This is a genomic window from Avibacterium endocarditidis (assembly GCF_002921145.1).
In the GTDB taxonomy this organism is placed as follows: domain Bacteria; phylum Pseudomonadota; class Gammaproteobacteria; order Enterobacterales; family Pasteurellaceae; genus Avibacterium; species Avibacterium endocarditidis.
This window is the reverse complement of record NZ_PQVI01000042.1, coordinates 1-18008: the sequence shown is the minus strand read 5'-3', so window position 1 is coordinate 18008 and position 18008 is coordinate 1. Positions and strand designations below refer to the sequence as shown.

Below are 18008 nucleotides of genomic sequence, written 5' to 3'. Positions count from 1 at the left end.
AATCTACTACAGCCCCATGAGTTATTTGCCCTACACGCTGAAAAGGATATGACAACCCTTGTTAAACATGACCAAAAAAATCACATCGAAAACCACCGCACTTTAACGGTTAACGGTAACCAACGTACTCAAATTGACCAAGGCAGAACCACCCAAATCACCACCGGTAATGACATCAAAACCGTCTTAGCGGGAAACAATCTTGAAACCATCAGCTTACTTAAAGCTATCCAAGCGAAAGAGATTTTCAACTACGCTCACGACCGCATTGAGCTTGAAGTGGGCAAACAAACCAGCCTGACGATGGACAATGAAAAGATTCTCCTTCGCTTTGGTAAAAACACGATTTTGATGAATGAAGAAGGGATTTGGTTGGATGGCGTGCATATTGGGATGCAGGAGACAGAAGTCGAATTAGCCTCAAACCAATCGCAATATCAAGATAAAAAAAATGACTTTACAAAATATGCAGATATCTATGGAAAATCCCCACAAGGAGAAGAAATCACCCTCACCCCCTCTAAATCGGGTCAGTCGCTTCAACTTACTGCAGATAGCCAAGGGAAAATAGAGATAGAAGACACGAGTCTCAACTTTTTACTGCAACTCAGCAACAAGGGAGAAAAAGTAGATGTCATCAGCAGCGCATCACAATGAAACTTCAACAAGAAGAAAAGAAGTTCGTTATATTTTCTTACCTGGAGAACCTGTTGAAAAGCTCGCTCGTTCTTGTGATTACACTATTTTATTAGGCTCTGTACAAGAAGTTGTGTTCAACTTCCAAACGAAATTATTTACGGATTTAACCGTTGAAATTCTCCCAAGTGAAAAAGATAGTAACAATTTTAGACTCAATGCCGTTTATGATAAACAAACCAAGAAATTAATACATGGTAACTTCTCTATTTCAAATCAAGGCATTCCCTACCGTGTCCAAGTGAGCCGATTTTTTGATGGCACATTTATTGTTCGCTCAAAAGATAAAGAACTGGGACGATACAAAACCACCAGAATAGGCATTCAGACCGAAGAAATAGAAAAACCAGATTTATGGCTAGAGCCTATGTATATTGGATTTTCAGATGTGCCCGACATTAATCAACTACATGGCATTCATAAGGACCATCAACAAAGTGCTTATAAATGGGTAAAAACGCTTGATCAATTTAATCATCAGGATGTATTTAACCCCCTCTATCAACCTGAACGCGTTCTTCAGGCTTTTGATGAATTATGGAAAGATAATGGTTATGCTTGCATCAAAAATGAACCTGAGGAAGTTGGTGTATTCATTTTTAGAACCTAAGAAAATATTCAAAATAAAATCAATGTTCCTCTATCAATTGATCCTTATGGAAGTATTGCCCATAAATATAAAATCGCTCAAGAGATTTCATTAAATGAATTAGATGAATTGAAACTAATTTTAAAACAAGGAGAATATGATGAATTAGAAAATATTTTGCAATACTATGGATTAATCTATCCGACTATTGATTATCTTTCATCTAATAAAAAGTTACTTTCTCTATCTAATAGAAAAATTCAGATAAAATGGGTTAAAGGATACGTTTGTATTGCATTTAAAGAAAGTATCCCAGCCCCTTTGCCTAGTGGAGGACTATCTAGTAAGAGCTATTCCAGTTTAGGAGGTTTTCATATCAGTAAAAATATGACAAGAACGAAATTCGCATTCCAAGAAGTAACAAATTTATCTAACACATTAAAAGGAACTTTTAGCAAATTGTCGACTCTTGCATTTTTCTTAGATGTATGGGGAGATTATGAAGATATTATGAATTCTCAAGAAGGGTCAAAAAGTATTGTTGAATTGCTTGGAATGGTTGGCATTAATTTAATATCTGCTATTTTAGGATATTATTCATCTTCCTTTATAATATCAACCATTATGGCTGGATTAGCTACTGTAACTACGACAATACCAATATTCTTTGTTATTATGGGCGGCGCACTAATTATAACAGCCATATCTATAATATACTCCAAAGTTTCTAACCAAGGAAAAATCATTCTACACAAAGCATTTGAGTAACATAGTATGAGCAAATCAAAAATAATATTATTACCCCATAATAGAATATCTAAATACTCTTTAATTGCATTTTTTATGATGTTTACATTTGTATTTTCACATCAGTTAATTATATATAATAGCTTTGAACATGGCCGATTAAAGCACATACTTTATACATATGTAACATTTGAGGGGATATACCTTTCATGTTTTTATCTACTACTTAATTTCCTGAATAAAAATGGCAAGGTAATACCCTCCATGATTATAAGAAGTGCATTTTTTCAACATGCCAACCACAACTTTCATCTTGTTTTTCCCAACTGTTTTAATTCAGATTATCAACAACAAATATTTTTTAATATTCTTTCTTCTATACTTATCACTCACTCTCTTTATATCTTTTCTCTATACATATGAATATAATGATAACAATCTCATAGAAAGAAGTAAAAAACATTGGTTAAAAAAGAAGAGAAGAATAACGAGACGCTATTTATAAATGATTACTCATTACCAAAACTACTACAGTGGAATAACATGTTTTCTTAATTTGGTTTCTTCCATCAACAGCATTAATTCCTTTTTATTTCATAGTGAGATTTAATCAAAAATATGACATCTATTATTCTACTGGCATAATGTTATTCACCACTACCTTTATATATCCAACTATTTGTTACTGGGGAATAATAATAAAAACCTATTTAAACAAAAGAAAAAACTAATAAAAAATAATAGATTGAGTTATTTAAAGTCAAAATCAGTCTAATCTCTCAAAAATCCCCTTACAATACTATCCTTTTGGAACACCAGTCGAGCGCTATAAAACAGCACAAACAGTTGAAGTAAGGGAATTAGAACATATCCTTGAAGATAAAGAATATAAGGAGCTTATAGAGATTCTCCAATATTACTCTAACGATGACATGACTTTAGTTAAAGATACAATTGATTACACATTAGAAAATAAACATTGGATAAAAGCAATAAATCATAAAGTCGAAGTAAAATGGATAAACGGATATTTAGCCATTGTATTTAAAGGAAAACTCCTGCTTTTGGATTTAGATATGCGGGATTAGCGCATGAAAAATTAAAAGGTATAACCGGAGGGCTTCATATTAGTAAAAATATTAAACGGGTTTGGCTATCCGCAAAAGAAGTACTATCCATCAAATCATTAGCTAAAACAAATTTCTCCGGCCCATTAGCCGTAACAGGATTCGTGATTGATGTCATTTTGGATTATGATACAGTGATGTTGGATGAATCAGGGAGTCGAGATATTGTAGAGTTATTAGGAAGAATTGGATTATCTTTTTTGGGCGGAATGGCTACTGTATCAATAAGATCTATACTAACACCTTTACTAATAGCGGTGATTAGAACTCCTCATGCTGCAATAGTTTTTCTTATTGGTGGAGCAGTAATAGTTATTACAGGCTATTTTATAAACAAATCAGTTAATCATATTAAGGAGAAAATATGGGAATAAAATATTTTAATAGAGAAAATAAATACATTTTCAATATACATGGAGAAATACCTTTCCCGTTAAAATTTACTTTCCTAGCCTTATTATTTATAATTTTTCTGCACATTATAATGCTTCTTGCTATCGACTTAAATATTCCTAATACAGAGAAAACCTATTTAACTTTTTATCTGGTTATATTTGATTTTTATGTATAGGAGGATATTATTTCATCACCAAATATTTAAAAAGAAAAAAACATATCATTACTTTAATGTATTTACATTCTACTTTTCTTGGCTTTGGCGTTAAATTTATCTTTATGTTCCTTCCGCTACATATTGCTGTTTTCTTTCTACACCCAGAATTATATTTTAATATATCATACATGTTACTTTTTTATTTTTTATTGCAACTGGTTATGTAATAATGATAGATGACGATAAATTTTTTAATGACAGCCTACTAATTTATAAAGAAAAAAAGAAAGATGAAGGTTATAGACTTTCTCTAGAAAACTTATTTACAAACCCAATATTAAAATATATTACTTATGGATTACTCCTATTTTTTTATTTTTCTTATGTTTAAATCAACCCAAAAACGTCATTCCAATGAGGAACTTTATTATGTTCTATATACTGTCAGCATGGCCACTTGTTATATATTATATTCTGAAGTCTGCTATCTATTACTCATAATCAAAATAGAAACAAAAAGATTAATAAAAATATGCAAGAGAGATAATAAAAATTCAAAGATAAAATGAATACTGTAGAAGTTAAAACTTCTATATAAGCCACCTTTAACTAAGGTAAAAACAAACCAACCAAATTAGGAACTAAAGCATATCTATGAAAAAAAATTTATATAATCATTTTAATGTTACTTATTTCTTCCTGTACAACTACGCCTACGGAAACACCGCAGAATACACAGCATTGGGCTGTATTGCAGAACCAAGAAACAAACCTTTATAACATAGATAATAAATTATTTCGTAGTGAGCAACTCACCTCAGAAAACTATAATTTAATTCAAAAATACAATATAAAAACCATTGTCAATTTACGTTTTTTTAATCGTAATGAAGACAAGAATGCTTTTCAGCATACCAATTTAAAACTTATCAATACACCATTACTTTCTTGGGCAATAACTCCTAAAGAAGTCGCCAATGTACTATGGGAAATTGAACAAGCACAAAATCAAGGCGCGGTATTAGTGCATTGTTATCATGGCGCAGATCGTACAGGTCTAATTTCTGCTATGTATCGAATCATATATCAAAATTGGGAGCTTAACGAAGCAAAACGAGAAATGATTGAAGGTCCGTATGGATTCCACTCAATTTGGAAAAACATCGAAAGATTTTTTACCCCAGATAATATTAATCAAATTAGAGAAAACCTAATTCAATTAAGAATGAATAAAAACTAGCACAAGCTTTTAACAAAAATCTGCGCTTAATAAGTTGGCCTCTTAGTTCAACTTTTGGGGTGCTGATCAATTTTTTACACCGCACTTTGATTTTCCTTTGCAGTACAGCCCTGACGTGATAATATTTGGCATAATTATGCTAATTATTCTCATTTGTAAATTCTATTAATATGGTTAAACGCCGTTATTTGTTTATCTTATTATTGTTGCTTTCGGGTATTTCGCTGTTTTTGGGTGTGAGTACGGTTAATTTGCAAGGCTTGCTGGCCTTTGATTACGCCCAGTGGCAGATCTTTTTAATCAGTCGTGTGCCGCGTTTGGTGAGTATTTTAATTGCAGGATCATCATTAAGTATTTGTGGTTTGGTGATGCAGCAGTTGAGTCGCAATCGTTTTGTATCCCCAACCACAGCAGGCACAATGGACAGTGCAAGGCTTGGCATTTTAATTGCAATGTTACTGTTTCCTTCTGCGTCAATGTTGCTCAAAACCAGCGTGGCGATTCTGGTTTCTTTTCTCGGTACGTTATTGTTTATGACGCTACTCTCTCGCCTCAAATTTAAAGATACCATTTTCGTGCCGTTGGTGGGCCTTATGTTTGGCAATATTATTAGCTCGATCACCGCTTTTATCGCCTACCAACAAGATCTGTTGCAAAATCTCTCTGGTTGGTTGCAAGGGGATTTTTCTTTAGTGATGGCTGGGCGTTATGAAATGTTATATTTCAGCGTGCCAGCACTTGTTCTTGCCTATGTGTTTGCCAATCGCTTTTCTATTGTGGGAATAGGGCAAGACTTTGCCGTTAATCTCGGTTTGAACTATCAGCAAGTGCTGTATTTAGGCTTAGCGATTGTGGCAACGGTATCATCGATCATTATTGTCTCTGTGGGAGTGATTCCCTTTCTCGGGCTGATTATCCCTAATATTGTTACCCTTTATTTAGGCGATAATTTGAAAAAAGTGCTTTCTCACACCGCGCTACTGGGTGCTGTTTTTGTGCTTTTTTGTGATATTTTAGGGCGTTCGCTGATTTATCCTTACGAAATTTCCATTAACGCCATTGTGGGCGTGTTCGGCAGTGCCATTTTTCTTTATATGCTGTTAAAACAAAGGATTCAAAATGGCTAAGCGTTTCTATAATCCTAAAAAATCGTTGATTTTACTCAGTATTTTTGCCTTGCTGAGCGTGGTGCTGTATGTGTTCTATCATCTGCCTAGCCGTTGGGAATATGCCTTATACAACCGCGCCCTTGCCGTGCTTGCCATTGTAATGACGGGCGTGGCCATTGCACTGGCGACAATGATCTTTCAAACTATTGTGAATAATCGCATTTTAACGCCAAGTATTTTGGGCTTGGATAGCCTTTATTTACTTATTCAAACCCTGATTATTTTTCTCTTTGGGTCTAGCACCTTAACCTCAATGAACCCCATTGTGTTATTTTTTGCTTGCACTGGTTTGATGATTTTATTCGCAATGGGGCTATATCATTTTCTATTTAAAACGGAGCAGCAAAGCCTGTTTTTCCTGCTTTTAGTGGGGATCATTTTTGGTACATTTTTCCAAAGCTTAACCTCATTTATGGAAGTGCTGATCGATCCGAATGAATTTCAGATCGCGCAAGATATTGGCTTTGCCAGTTTTAACCGCATCAATGTTGATATTTTATGGATCGCACTGGCTGGCTTGCTCGCCACCATTCTTTATACCCTGCGTTATGTGCGTTATTTTGATGTGCTTGCCCTTGGGCGTGAACAGGCGATTAACTTAGGCGTAGATTATCTGGCGATTACTAAACGGTTACTCATTGTCGTGGCAATTTTGACTTCAATTTCCACCGCACTTGTTGGGCCTTTAACCTTCTTAGGCTTATTGGTAATGAACGTTACCTTTGAATTTATTCGCACTTATCGCCACGCGGTGTTAATCCCCGCAGCAATGTTGATTGCGGTGATCACCCTTGTTTTCGGGCAATTATTGGTTTCCCAAGTTTTCACTTTTAATACAACCCTAAGCATCATTGTGAATTTTGTCGGTGGGGCGTATTTCCTCTATCTGTTATTAAGAGCAAATAAAAAATGGCAATAGAAATTAAAAATATTCATAAAACCTATGGCACGAAAAAAGTGGTGGATAACCTTTCGGTAAGCATTCCGCGTGGAAAAATCACCTCTTTTATTGGCCCAAATGGTGCAGGAAAAAGCACGGTGCTTGCCATTATCAGCCGTTTACTGCGCGCCGATAGCGGTACAGTGAGCCTAAATGGCGTGCCGTTAGATCAACAAAAAAGCAGCGACATTGCCAAGCAGCTTTCTATTTTGAAACAATCCAACCACATTAATTTGCGTTTAACGGTGGAAGAATTAGTTGCTTTTGGACGTTTTCCTTATAGCCAAGGAAATTTAACCAAAAACGACCGCACTTTTATTGATAATGCCATTGAATATATGGATTTAGGCGAGTTTCGTCATCAATATATCAATCAGCTCAGCGGTGGGCAGCGTCAGCGCGCTTACATTGCAATGACCTTGGCGCAAGATACCGATTATATTTTGCTTGATGAACCGCTGAATAATTTGGATATGAAACATTCCGTGCAAATTATGCAGGTGCTACACAAGCTCACCAAAGAATTAAATAAAACCGTGGTGATTGTGATCCACGATATTAATTTTGCGTCTTGCTATTCCGATTACATTATCGCAATGAAAGACGGCAAATTGGTACATCAAGGGGACGTTGCCACAATGATGCAAGAGCCGATTTTAGCCAGCATTTATGATATGCCAATTCCAATTCAACAAATTAATCAGCATAAAATTGCTGTGTATTTTCGACATCAATCAGCTTAATACAGGAGTATGCTATGAAAAAAACCTTATCAACCCTTGCCCTTAGCCTTTGTGCGTTACTCGGTGTTGCCAGCGCCAATGCGGCAGACATCACGGTAGAAAACGCCGCGGGCAAACAAGTTGTGCCACAAAACCCTAAGCGTGTGGTGGTGCTTGATTTTTCTGCGGTGGATACCATTCGTGCCTTAGGGGCGAAAGACAGCATTGTCGGCATTAGCAACGCGGGAAAAGTACCTGACTATTTGAGTGAATTTGGCAAAGAAAATTACCCAAGCGTTGGCGTGCCACCAGAACCCGACTTTGAGAAAATCAATGATCTTCACCCTGATCTGATCATCGCCACAGGTCGCCAAGAAAAGGTGTTGGATCGCTTAAAAGAAATTGCCCCCGTGTTTTTCGTGAAAGTGGATTACGCCAATTTCTATCCAAGTTTTCAACAAAATATCCACGCCTTTGTACAAATTTTTAATAAACAGCAACTGGCCAATGAAAAACTGGCACAGCTAGACAAGCAAATGAAAGCCCTTGCCGAGAAAACCAAAGGCAAAACCGCCCTACTCGCTTTAGTCAATGAAAGCCGTATAAGTGCCTTTGGCGAAAACTCACGCTATGGCATTGTGTACAGCGGATTTGGCTTCACCCCAATTGATAAAAACATCAAATCGTCCACCCACGGAATGAGCATTGGCTTTGAATATGTGCTAGAGAAAAATCCAGATTATTTGTTGGTCGTCGATCGCACCGCAGCCATTACCGATAAAGCCAACAACGCAAAAACCGTGTTAGACAACGCCATTATCCAGCAAACCCAAGCCTATAAAAATAACCACATTGTTTACTTAAACGCAGCAAATTGGTACTTAACTTTCGGAGGGCTGGAAAGTATGGGCATTATGATTGATGAAGTAAAAAGTGCGGTGGAAAAATAAGAGATTTTTCTTATAACAAACTGGACTATATAAATTTCCCCCTTAAAAGGGGGAAATATTTATCTCTCTACATCACTTCTCGCACTTCCACCTTACGATTTTCATAACGAGATTTTGTACAAGCATCCGCAGTGGCAATCGCCGCTCTTGCTGCCTCTCCTGTCAATAATTTCTCAAATTCTTGGCTTGGTTTCATACCGTGCATAATATCGTTTAAGTATTTCATTTCTTTTCGCATGACAGAGTTAAGCCACAGTGGCGTGCGTTTGCCGGGGTGACCGTATTGAATTGCTCCGTCCATTTCGGTTCCCATATAAATACGCGTGCGGTCATCGTCTTCTTCTTGGCTTTCGTGGATTAAGAAATGGCTGTCTTTGCCGTCCACTCGTAACGTGCCGCCACAGTGGAACATATCCAGCTTAATCGCCCCTTTTTCCCCTTGAATTAACACATAATGCTCTCCCCAGCGAAACGCCGATCCCCACTCTAATACCGCAAATCGCCCGTCTTCAAATTCCATATTCACAAATAACATATCATCTTCATCACCAAACCCTTCGCCTTGATGAGCCACGTTACCTGCTGTCATCGTTACCGTTTTCGGCATTCCCCCCATTAAAAACTGCACACAATCTAATTCGTGGATATGATGATACAAATGTCCGCCCGATTTCGACCGCACTTTCTTCCACGACACATTCGGTTGTAAATCTTCCCAACCATTGCGTGCGGTGTGGCAATAAAGCACTTTGCCAATCACCCCTTGATTAATCAATTCTTTGGCATAATGCACGCCATTGAAGAAATTCATAATATGCCCTGCCATAAAAATCACGCCATTATCTTCACAAGCTCGCACCATTTCATCACAATCTTGATAGCTTAATGCAATGGGCTTTTCGCAAAAAACGTGTTTTTTATATTTTGCCGCCAGTAAAACGGGTTCTTTGTGTAAATAATTTGGCGTTGCCACGATGACACAATCCACATCAGGGCGATTAATCGCTGCTTCTAAAGAATGGGCTTCATCACAGCCCAATTCTTGTGCAACGGCGGTTCCGTTTTCAGGATCATAAACCACCGTTACCCGTGCATTTGGTTTCATTCATAATTCTGGCTAAATCTGCACCAAAATAGCCGACTCCAATGACTGCATAATTTTTCATATTATTTTCCTCAATAAATGTTATTTGACTGAGCCTTCTGAAAGCCCACCTGCAATTTTGTTTTGAATAAAGGTGAAGAACAGCACTGATGGCAACACAACCAATACGGAAGCCGCCATCATATCGCCCCAATCTAAGATTTCTGCCCCGTTTAATGAACGCAATGCCACTGCCACCGTCATTTTGCTGGTGTCATTGACGAGAATGAGGGCATATAAAAACTCATTCCACGCATTAATAAAGGTGTAAATGGCGGTTGCCACAATGCCGGGTGCAACCAGCGGTAATACAATTTTGAAGAATACGGTGAATTTATTTGCCCCATCAATGCGTGCGGCTTCTTCAATTTCGATCGGTACGGTACGGAAAAAGCCCACCAATAACCACACCGCATAAGGCACACTAAATGAGAGATAGACCACAATCAGCCCTGCCATTGTGTTGGTTAATCCCACTTTTGCCATTGCGATGGAATAAGGAATGGCAAGCAGAATCGGTGGAAAAATATAAGTGGTAACCAACAATTTCGACATTACAGCTCCCAATTTTGGGAAAAATCGTACGATACCGTAAGCTGCCATTGCCGAGATAACAATCGCAATCAGCGTGGTGATTAAGGCGATAAACAGACTATTTTTAATATTAACGATGAAATGTAAGTCATTGATAACGTGTTCAAAATAATCCAACGTAAAGATTTTTGGCAAGAACCTTGTTGGCTCGCTGGTAAGTTCTCCTTTGCCTTTAACCGATGAAATCATAATCCACACTAAGGGAAACACCGCAATAATCGTGGTGATAATGAGGAAAAGATGTGCGGCAATATCACCTAACATTGATTTTTTCGTTTTCATTTTATTCCCCCTCTTTTTCCCAACGGCTAATCACTTTGAAATAGATAAAACAAACTAACAGTAGGAAAAGGAACAACAGCACGGTTACCGCTGAAGAGCGTCCGAGCATTTTAGTTCCCCAGCCCATATTGTAAGCATAGATTGGTAATGTCATTGTTGAGTTAGCTGGCCCACCACCCGTGATGAGGTAGATAATGTCAAAGTTATTAAACACCCAAACCGTGCGTAACACCACTAATAATCCAATCACCACTTTGATATGTGGCAGCGTAATATGGCGGAACACTTGCCACGCATTCGCACCGTCAATCTTAGCCGCTTCGTATTGTTCTTGTGGTACGGTTTGCAAGGCGGATAGAACATTCACCATAATCAGTGGTGCACCAAACCAAACGTTAATAAACACCAAACTGATAAACGCCCAAGTGCTATCAGAAAGAAAGTGCGGTGCAATTTCCATCAGATTTAATTGCACTAAAATATTCGGCAAATAGCCATAAACGCCGTTTAAGATCCATTGCCACGAAAAGGCAATCACGATAGTTGGAAACGCCCAAGGAATAATCAAAAGGATTTTATAAAGCCATTGTAGATGACGAATGCGATGCAATGCCATTGCGAGGGCAAAGCCAACTAGCACTTGTCCCACGAGAGAAAAAAGCGTCCATAAAATCGAATGGGAGAATGCCAGCCAGAAATTAGGATCATTGATCACAGCAATGTAATTATCAAAACCGACAAACTTCCAATTCGGCATAATCAGATTTTTGTTGGTAAAGCTATAAAAGATGCTCGAGAGGAAGGGATACACAAACAGCACCGAAACCACAATCATCGCTGGCAACACAAAAATCCATCTTGTATAGTTTTTTTGATACATAAAGCCTCCTTCTCAATTATTGAGAATGTGCGTAGTCGTTTGTTTTTGTAGTCGTTTAAGTTCAAAATAAGACAAGGCAACAAGCCGTAGACAGTACAAGAGTACAGCAGGGCGAAGTAACGCAGTATTATTTTGAAATCAAACGACTATGAATCGGGCGGCGAACCGCCCCTAATTCTTATTGCGAAATGGTTTCAAATAAGGTGTTGAGCTGTTGCTCTGCTTTTTTTCGCTGCCACCATCGGCTCTGTGCCATTCACCACAATATCTTGGAACATCGCTTCAATAATATGTTGGTTCGTCAGCAAGCCTGCATATACATTTGGGCCATACTCATAACCAATCGCAGAACCAAGATTCACCGCCTCTTGGATCACTTTCTCCGCGTGTTTAAATTCTTGGCGAATCGGTAAATCTTTATAGGCAGGGTCGTCATCAACGCCCGTAACCGCTGGCAACATTCCGACTGGCACGGCATTTAAGAACTGAATATAGCGATCTTTTTGGTAAATGCTTTCGATAAAGGCTTTAGCGATCTCTGGGTGTTTTGAGTTTTTCCATACCACAAGCGGAAAACTCAAGGTTTCAGACGCACCTTGCGGATCATTAATATTCCGTTTTGGTACTGGATAGGCATCAATATAAGGCAAAAGATCAGGTGAGTTCGCTTGCACCCCACCAATATGGAAGCCCGAATTGAAATCAAACGCCGCTTTGCCTTGATAATATAAGGTCGCTTGTTGCAAAATGTTGTAGTTTACGGCATCTTTCGGTGAAGTTTCTTTGTACATTTTCACCCAATAATTAATCGCTTCTTGGGCTAATGGGCTAGTCAAATCCACTTTATGATCTTTGCTCAACAACGTACCGCCACCGCTTCGGATATAAAGATCAAGGAAAATTGTTGCCACATAATCATTCGTTCCCATCGGCACAGAAAGCCCATAAACGCCATCTTTGGTTAAAGCTTTCGCCGCTTGATAAAGCTCTTCCCACGTTTGTGGCACGCTCAAGCCATTTTTCTCTAACAAATCTTTGCGAACCCAAAGCACTTTAGCGTGTGAATAAAGCGGAATGGAATAATTATTTTCCCCCACCGTCCCCTCTTTAATCGCATTAGCAGAAAAGCGATCACGCCCAATTTTATCAATCACATCATTAATCGGCGTAAGGGCATCAACATTGATCATTTCGATCACTTGATTCGGCAAGGCGGAGCTTAAATCAGGCACATTGCCCGAAGCTAATCCCGTTGTCCATTTAGTATAAAAATCATTCCACGAAAATGTCTCAATTTTGATCCGCACTTTTGGATTTTTCTGCATAAAGTCATTTGCGGCTTGTTGGATCACTTCTAAGCGTGGGCCTTGTGTAAAAGAATGCCACATCGTGATATTGCCCGCTAATTCAGCAGGATCATTTGTTGCCACCGAACTCGCTACCTGTTTTTCATCTTTACAACCATTTAGCACTAACGCACCTAACACCACCGATGCGGCTACGGTTAATAATTTTTTCAGTTTCATAATTCACCTCATTGTTATCGGAGAAGCAATTAAAACAACGCTTGCTCGCTGATTGGATCAAAAAAATGTGCCCGTTTCATATCAAAGGCTAAAGTAATTTGTTGTTCCATTTCAATTTTTTGTCGTGAATGAACAATCGCTTTAATGGGTTGCTCACCTAGTCGGGTATGCACGATATATTCCGCACCAAGCAATTCCGCCACATAAACGGGAGCAGTTACCCTTGCATTTTGATAAGAGCCAAGCAACAGCGGTTCGTTAGTAATATTTTCAGGGCGAATGCCTAAAATAACCTCTTGATGCTCCTTACCCAATGCCACTAAGTGCTGCCAAATCTCGTCAGGAATGGCTAATTGCTGCTGATCTGCGGTCAAAAACGCCCGATTTTCCAACCGCCCTTTTAAAAAATTCATCGTTGGTGCCCCAATAAAGCCTGCCACAAACAAATTGGCTGGACGATCATAAATTGCTTTTGGCGATCCGATTTGTTGCACTACGCCCGCATTCATCACCACAATGCGATCCGCCATTGTCATCGCTTCCGTTTGATCGTGCGTGACATAAATGGTGGTGGCATTGAGTTTTTTATGAATGCGAATGATCTCCGCCCGCATATTACTGCGTAGCTTGGCATCAAGATTGGACAAAGGCTCGTCCATCAAAAATACTTTTGGTGAACGAACAATGGTGCGTCCTAATGCCACTCGCTGCCGTTGCCCACCTGATAAGGCTTTCGGTTTACGATCTAGTAAACCATCTAGCCCAAGTATGGCTGCCGCTTCACGCACTTTGCGATCGATTTCCGCTTTGGCAACATTGCGTAACTTCAAGGCAAATGCCATATTTTCATAAACCGTCATATGTGGATAAAGGGCATAAGACTGAAACACCATCGCAATATCCCGATCCTTTGGCTCAACCTCATTGACACGGCGATCGTCAATATAAAAATCCCCTTCTGAAATGGCTTCCAGCCCTGCGATCATTCGCAATGTGGTTGATTTTCCACAACCCGAAGGTCCAACTAACGCGATAAATTCTTTATCTGCCACCTCAAGATTAAAATCTTTCACCGCCTCAAAACCATTGCGATAGCGTTTATAGATATGTGTTAGAGAAAGTGTTGCCATAATCTCTCCTTTTGGTTTAATTGTTCAATTATTCACTGACAATGCCATTAAAATAAGTTACTATTTAATCAATTAAGAGATAAGACATCAGATGTCTTAAATTTAGATATATGATGTCTTATTCTGTACAATATTTCTGCGATAGAGATCACAAAAATGACAAAATCTGAAAAAAAAGTGAAAAATCTCGCTTTACAAGAAGAAATTAAGCAACTGATTTTAGATCGTGGCTTAAAAGAAGGGGATTTAATGCCTACGGAAAATGAGCTAATGGAAACCTTAGCTGTTAGCCGTTCTAGCTTGCGTGAAGCGATTAAATCATTGGAAGCCTTGCATATTTTAGATATTCGACACGGTGTCGGCACATTCATTAGCCCCTCTTCGCTCACCCCGATGATCCACAGTCTCGCCTTTCATACTCAGCTACATTTGCAGAATAATATGAAATATCTGCTAGATATTTTAGATGTACGGGAAATTTTACAATACGGTTTTGCTCCCCTTGCCATTGCCCATATCAATGAACGCCACATTGAGGAATTGCAGTCAATGAGCCTTGAGTTACAACGGCTTGCACGCAAAGAGCAATTTTCACTGGAACTGGAATATCAAATTCATCTGCAAACTTATCAAGCCATTAAAAACCCCTTATTGTTGCAATATTTAGATGCCTTTTGGCAAATCTTTCAACAGCAAGAAGCCAATTTACCGCCACCACAACTTTCACCAACGGACGTTGCTTTGCAATATCGAGAATGGGTTGATGCTGTTGAAGCCCGAGAAGTCGATCGCTTTCAGCACGCCCTGTTACGCTATTTCCGAGCCTTACGCCAACGCTTACAACAAAAGGAGAAAGAGAATGGATCAAATTAATGTTGCTTTAGTCGGCTGTGGCTTTTTCGGACAACAGCTCGCCGCAATTTTTAACCAATCCCCAGCCAAACTCGTGGGCGTAACCGATTTGCAAATTGATCTTGCACAAAACTTAGCAGAAAAGCACCGCACTTTTGCTTACGCCGATTTAGCCAGTTTATTGGCTCAACAAAAAGTCGATTTGGTCTTGATTGCCACCTATAATCAAAGCCATCGGCAGCTTGCCGAAATCGCCATTCAACAAGGCTGTGCGGTTTTTATTGAAACGCCTTTTACCATCAACGCACAAGACGCAACGGATTTACTCCAACAAGCCAAAGCCAAAAATGTCCCATTGTTTGTCGGGCATTGCTTACGAGTATTGCCCGGTTTACAACAAGCCAAACAATTTTTAACTCAGCAACGATTAGGTAAAATTACTGTTGTACGAGCCAATCGCCAACGTTGGATCAACCCAATTTATCAAAAAGATTGGTGGAAAAATGATATTCAACTCACTGGTGGTAAACTCTTTCACGAAATTCATGAACTGGATTTATTAGCGTGGCTGATCGGTGAAGTGGACGCTGTTTTTGCTCAATCCACCAATCGTGCCCACCTTGAAACGCCCGATCATCACGACATTATTCAATTATTACTCCAATTTAAAAACGGCGTATTCGGCTCGCTGGAAATGGGTACAGCCTATCGCTTGCCTAAATGGGACATCGCTATTCACGGTGAACTAGGCTCAATGCTCATCAATTTCTTTACCTCAACCGTAACACTCACCTTTGCTAACGGCAACCGAGAGCATTTCAATATGTATAATGAATTTGAAGCCGATCTTTCATTGCGTGAAAGTAGCAAAGGCATTCAAAAATACGGGCAACCAAACGAACATTGCCCTTATTGGATGACCCGTGCGATTGAGCTGGAAGCTGAGAGCGTTCTTCAGCACTTATTAACTGATAAACCTAGCATACTGAGCGAATTGCCTGCAAACGCAGTTTATATTGCCAGTGCGGCAATGCGATCAATGCAAAATAAATCTTTGGTTTATATTGATAGATAAATTTCTCAGAAAAAAAACCGCACTTAAATAAATTAAGTGCGGTTAAATTTTTGCGTATTTTTAATTAGCTTTTAACACTTTCCGAATCAGGATCACCGTTAGCAATCGGTTTTAACAAAGTAAAGAAACAAATCACTGCTAATACTGTTAAACCTGTGCCAACCCAAACAGATACATCGTAGCTTAAGCCTAAACCGATTTTCGCGTAAGCAAGGAAAGTGGCTGATACCATTGTCATAAAGATCGCTGGAATAGTACAAATCCAGTGGAATTTATGATAGCGGTATAAATAAGCGGCAGCTGTCCATAACATTACCATTGCGGTAGTTTGGTTCGCCCAGCCGAAATAACGCCAGATCACTTGGAAATCAAGTTTAGAAATAATGAAACCTAGCACGAATAATGGAATTGCAATCATTAAACGTTTTACTAAGTTTCGTTGATCGATTTTGAAGAATTCAGCGATAATCAAACGTGCTGCACGGAATGATGTATCCCCAGAGGTGATTGGTAAAATCACCACACCAAGAACCGCTAAGATACCACCAAAATAGCCAAGCATATGGGTGGCAGAATCATACACCACTTTTGAAGGCGTACCAGCTGTGATCGCATCATTCATTAATGCTGGGCTATCGTAGAAAGTTAAGCCTACCATACACCAAATTAAAGCAATCACACCTTCACCAATCATCGCACCATAGAAAACAAAACGACCTTCTGTTTCATTTTCCATACAACGCGCCATTAATGGAGATTGTGTTGCGTGGAAACCTGAAACCGCACCACAGGCAATAGTCACGAAAATTAACGGCCAAATTGGTAAATCTTTTGGATGCATATTTTCAAAGAATTTCGAGAAGCTCATCTCACCAACTGTGTGGAATAAGGCTTTATCTTCAAACAATAAGGCAAATAACATTCCGAAAGACATAAATAGCAATAGCGCCCCGAACAGTGGGTAAATACGACCAATAATTTTATCCACAGGTACTAAGGTTGCAATGATGTAATAACCAAAGATGATTGCCGTCCAAACTAATAAGGTGCTTTTCATCTCTAAGTTAAACATTTCACCCACATTATCCACCGTTAGGTTGGTTAATAAGCTAGCTGGTGAAATAACGAATACTACCCCAACAAGAATTAATAATACGAGGGCGAGCGCATTCATAAAATGCTTAACAGGTGAGCCTAAATATTTCCCTGCGAGGTTAGGCACAGATTGACCGCCATTGCGAACACTCAACATTCCGCAGAAATAATCGTGTACCGCTCCAGCAAAAATGCAACCAAACACAATCCATAACATTGCAACAGGTCCGTACAATGCACCAAGGATTGGACCAAAAATCGGGCCTGTTCCTGCAATATTTAATAATTGGATAAGCCAGATTTTCTTTTTAGACATCGGCACATAATCCACGCCGTCTGCCATTGTGTGAGCAGGTGTTGCACGGTTTGGATTAATCTTAAAAACGCGTTCAACCACAGAACCATACAAAAAGTAGCCCAACAAAAGTAAGGCTACGCAAGAGAGAAACCATAACATAAAGAACCTCATAAAAATTAAACATAAAATTTCGTGCGCAAGTTTAACAAGAGTAAATCTAGTGTAAATATATTGTTGCAGTTTATGTGATCTTCCGCACAGTTTTTATGCAGGGATTGAGAAAAAAGATCATCTAATTGGATCTATATACTTATTTATGAGTATTTAGGAGAGTAAATATAAAAAATAAGGTGATGATTTATTAAACGATAAAAAATATCAGAATTTTTCACCGCACTT

16 protein-coding genes and 1 pseudogene are annotated in these 18008 nt (G+C 38.7%); 11 read left to right on the top strand and 6 right to left on the bottom strand.

Annotation, left to right across the window (positions count from 1 at the left end; translation table 11 throughout):
- The 9 genes from C3Z13_RS03845 to C3Z13_RS03800 all read left to right on the top strand — a co-directional run.
- Positions 1 to 657 (top strand): bacteriophage T4 gp5 trimerisation domain-containing protein (locus C3Z13_RS03845; protein ID WP_219827881.1); only part of this gene is annotated, 657 nt, incomplete at its 5' end.
- Positions 632 to 1306, top strand: coding sequence for a hypothetical protein (locus C3Z13_RS03840; protein WP_103855050.1), 675 nt, complete (start codon positions 632 to 634; stop codon positions 1304 to 1306). The genes C3Z13_RS03845 and C3Z13_RS03840, both read left to right, overlap by 26 nt.
- A gap of 108 nt (positions 1307 to 1414) precedes the next feature.
- On the top strand, positions 1415 to 2053 hold the full coding sequence (locus C3Z13_RS03835; RefSeq protein ID WP_103855049.1) for a hypothetical protein: 639 nt from the start codon (positions 1415 to 1417) through the stop codon (positions 2051 to 2053).
- Between the two features lie 1210 nt (positions 2054 to 3263).
- Positions 3264 to 3533, top strand: coding sequence for a hypothetical protein (locus C3Z13_RS03830; RefSeq protein WP_103855048.1), 270 nt, complete (start codon positions 3264 to 3266; stop codon positions 3531 to 3533).
- 861 nt (positions 3534 to 4394) lie between these two features.
- Positions 4395 to 4952, top strand: a complete 558-nt coding sequence (locus C3Z13_RS03820; protein WP_103855046.1) for a tyrosine-protein phosphatase — start codon at positions 4395 to 4397, stop codon at positions 4950 to 4952.
- A 170-nt stretch (positions 4953 to 5122) separates the two neighbouring features.
- Entirely contained in the window at positions 5123 to 6079 is a 957-nt protein-coding gene (locus C3Z13_RS03815) for an ABC transporter permease (protein ID WP_103855045.1), read from the top strand.
- On the top strand, positions 6072 to 7040 hold the full coding sequence (locus C3Z13_RS03810; protein ID WP_103855044.1) for an iron chelate uptake ABC transporter family permease subunit: 969 nt from the start codon (positions 6072 to 6074) through the stop codon (positions 7038 to 7040). Before C3Z13_RS03815 ends, C3Z13_RS03810 begins: the two co-directional genes overlap by 8 nt.
- A complete protein-coding gene (locus C3Z13_RS03805; protein WP_103855043.1) occupies positions 7031 to 7804 on the top strand; it encodes an iron ABC transporter ATP-binding protein in 774 nt (257 codons plus the stop codon). Before C3Z13_RS03810 ends, C3Z13_RS03805 begins: the two co-directional genes overlap by 10 nt.
- A 14-nt stretch (positions 7805 to 7818) precedes the next feature.
- Positions 7819 to 8733 (top strand): siderophore ABC transporter substrate-binding protein, encoded by a 915-nt coding sequence (locus C3Z13_RS03800; protein ID WP_103855042.1) that lies wholly within the window; start codon positions 7819 to 7821, stop codon positions 8731 to 8733.
- A gap of 67 nt (positions 8734 to 8800) precedes the next feature.
- Here C3Z13_RS03800 and C3Z13_RS03795 read toward each other — a convergent pair.
- The 5 genes and pseudogenes from C3Z13_RS03795 to C3Z13_RS03775 form a co-directional block, all read right to left on the bottom strand.
- Positions 8801 to 9899 (bottom strand): annotated as a pseudogene (locus tag C3Z13_RS03795) (Gfo/Idh/MocA family protein).
- Between the two features lie 20 nt (positions 9900 to 9919).
- Positions 9920 to 10753 (bottom strand): carbohydrate ABC transporter permease, encoded by an 834-nt coding sequence (locus C3Z13_RS03790; protein ID WP_103855041.1) that lies wholly within the window; start codon positions 10751 to 10753, stop codon positions 9920 to 9922.
- A 1-nt stretch (position 10754) separates the two neighbouring features.
- Positions 10755 to 11633, bottom strand: a complete 879-nt coding sequence (locus C3Z13_RS03785) for a carbohydrate ABC transporter permease (protein ID WP_035685882.1) — start codon at positions 11631 to 11633, stop codon at positions 10755 to 10757.
- A gap of 194 nt (positions 11634 to 11827) precedes the next feature.
- Positions 11828 to 13159, bottom strand: a complete 1332-nt coding sequence (locus tag C3Z13_RS03780; RefSeq protein WP_245872532.1) for an ABC transporter substrate-binding protein — start codon at positions 13157 to 13159, stop codon at positions 11828 to 11830.
- 29 nt (positions 13160 to 13188) lie between these two features.
- The gene (locus tag C3Z13_RS03775) at positions 13189 to 14289 is read right to left on the bottom strand and encodes an ABC transporter ATP-binding protein (RefSeq protein ID WP_103852661.1); all 1101 of its coding nucleotides are present in this window, start codon (positions 14287 to 14289) and stop codon (positions 13189 to 13191) included.
- 156 nt (positions 14290 to 14445) lie between these two features.
- Here C3Z13_RS03775 and C3Z13_RS03770 point away from each other — a divergent pair, with 156 nt between their 5' ends.
- Together C3Z13_RS03770 and C3Z13_RS03765 are read left to right on the top strand one after the other, a co-directional pair.
- The gene (locus tag C3Z13_RS03770; RefSeq protein WP_103855040.1) at positions 14446 to 15162 is read left to right on the top strand and encodes a FadR/GntR family transcriptional regulator; all 717 of its coding nucleotides are present in this window, start codon (positions 14446 to 14448) and stop codon (positions 15160 to 15162) included.
- Positions 15149 to 16216, top strand: coding sequence for a Gfo/Idh/MocA family protein (locus C3Z13_RS03765; RefSeq protein WP_103852663.1), 1068 nt, complete (start codon positions 15149 to 15151; stop codon positions 16214 to 16216). The genes C3Z13_RS03770 and C3Z13_RS03765 overlap by 14 nt, the downstream gene beginning before the upstream one ends.
- 64 nt (positions 16217 to 16280) lie before the next feature.
- Here C3Z13_RS03765 and C3Z13_RS03760 read toward each other — a convergent pair whose 3' ends face one another.
- The gene (locus C3Z13_RS03760) at positions 16281 to 17768 is read right to left on the bottom strand and encodes a carbon starvation CstA family protein (protein ID WP_103855039.1); all 1488 of its coding nucleotides are present in this window, start codon (positions 17766 to 17768) and stop codon (positions 16281 to 16283) included.
- Between the last annotated feature and the right edge of the window lie 240 nt (positions 17769 to 18008).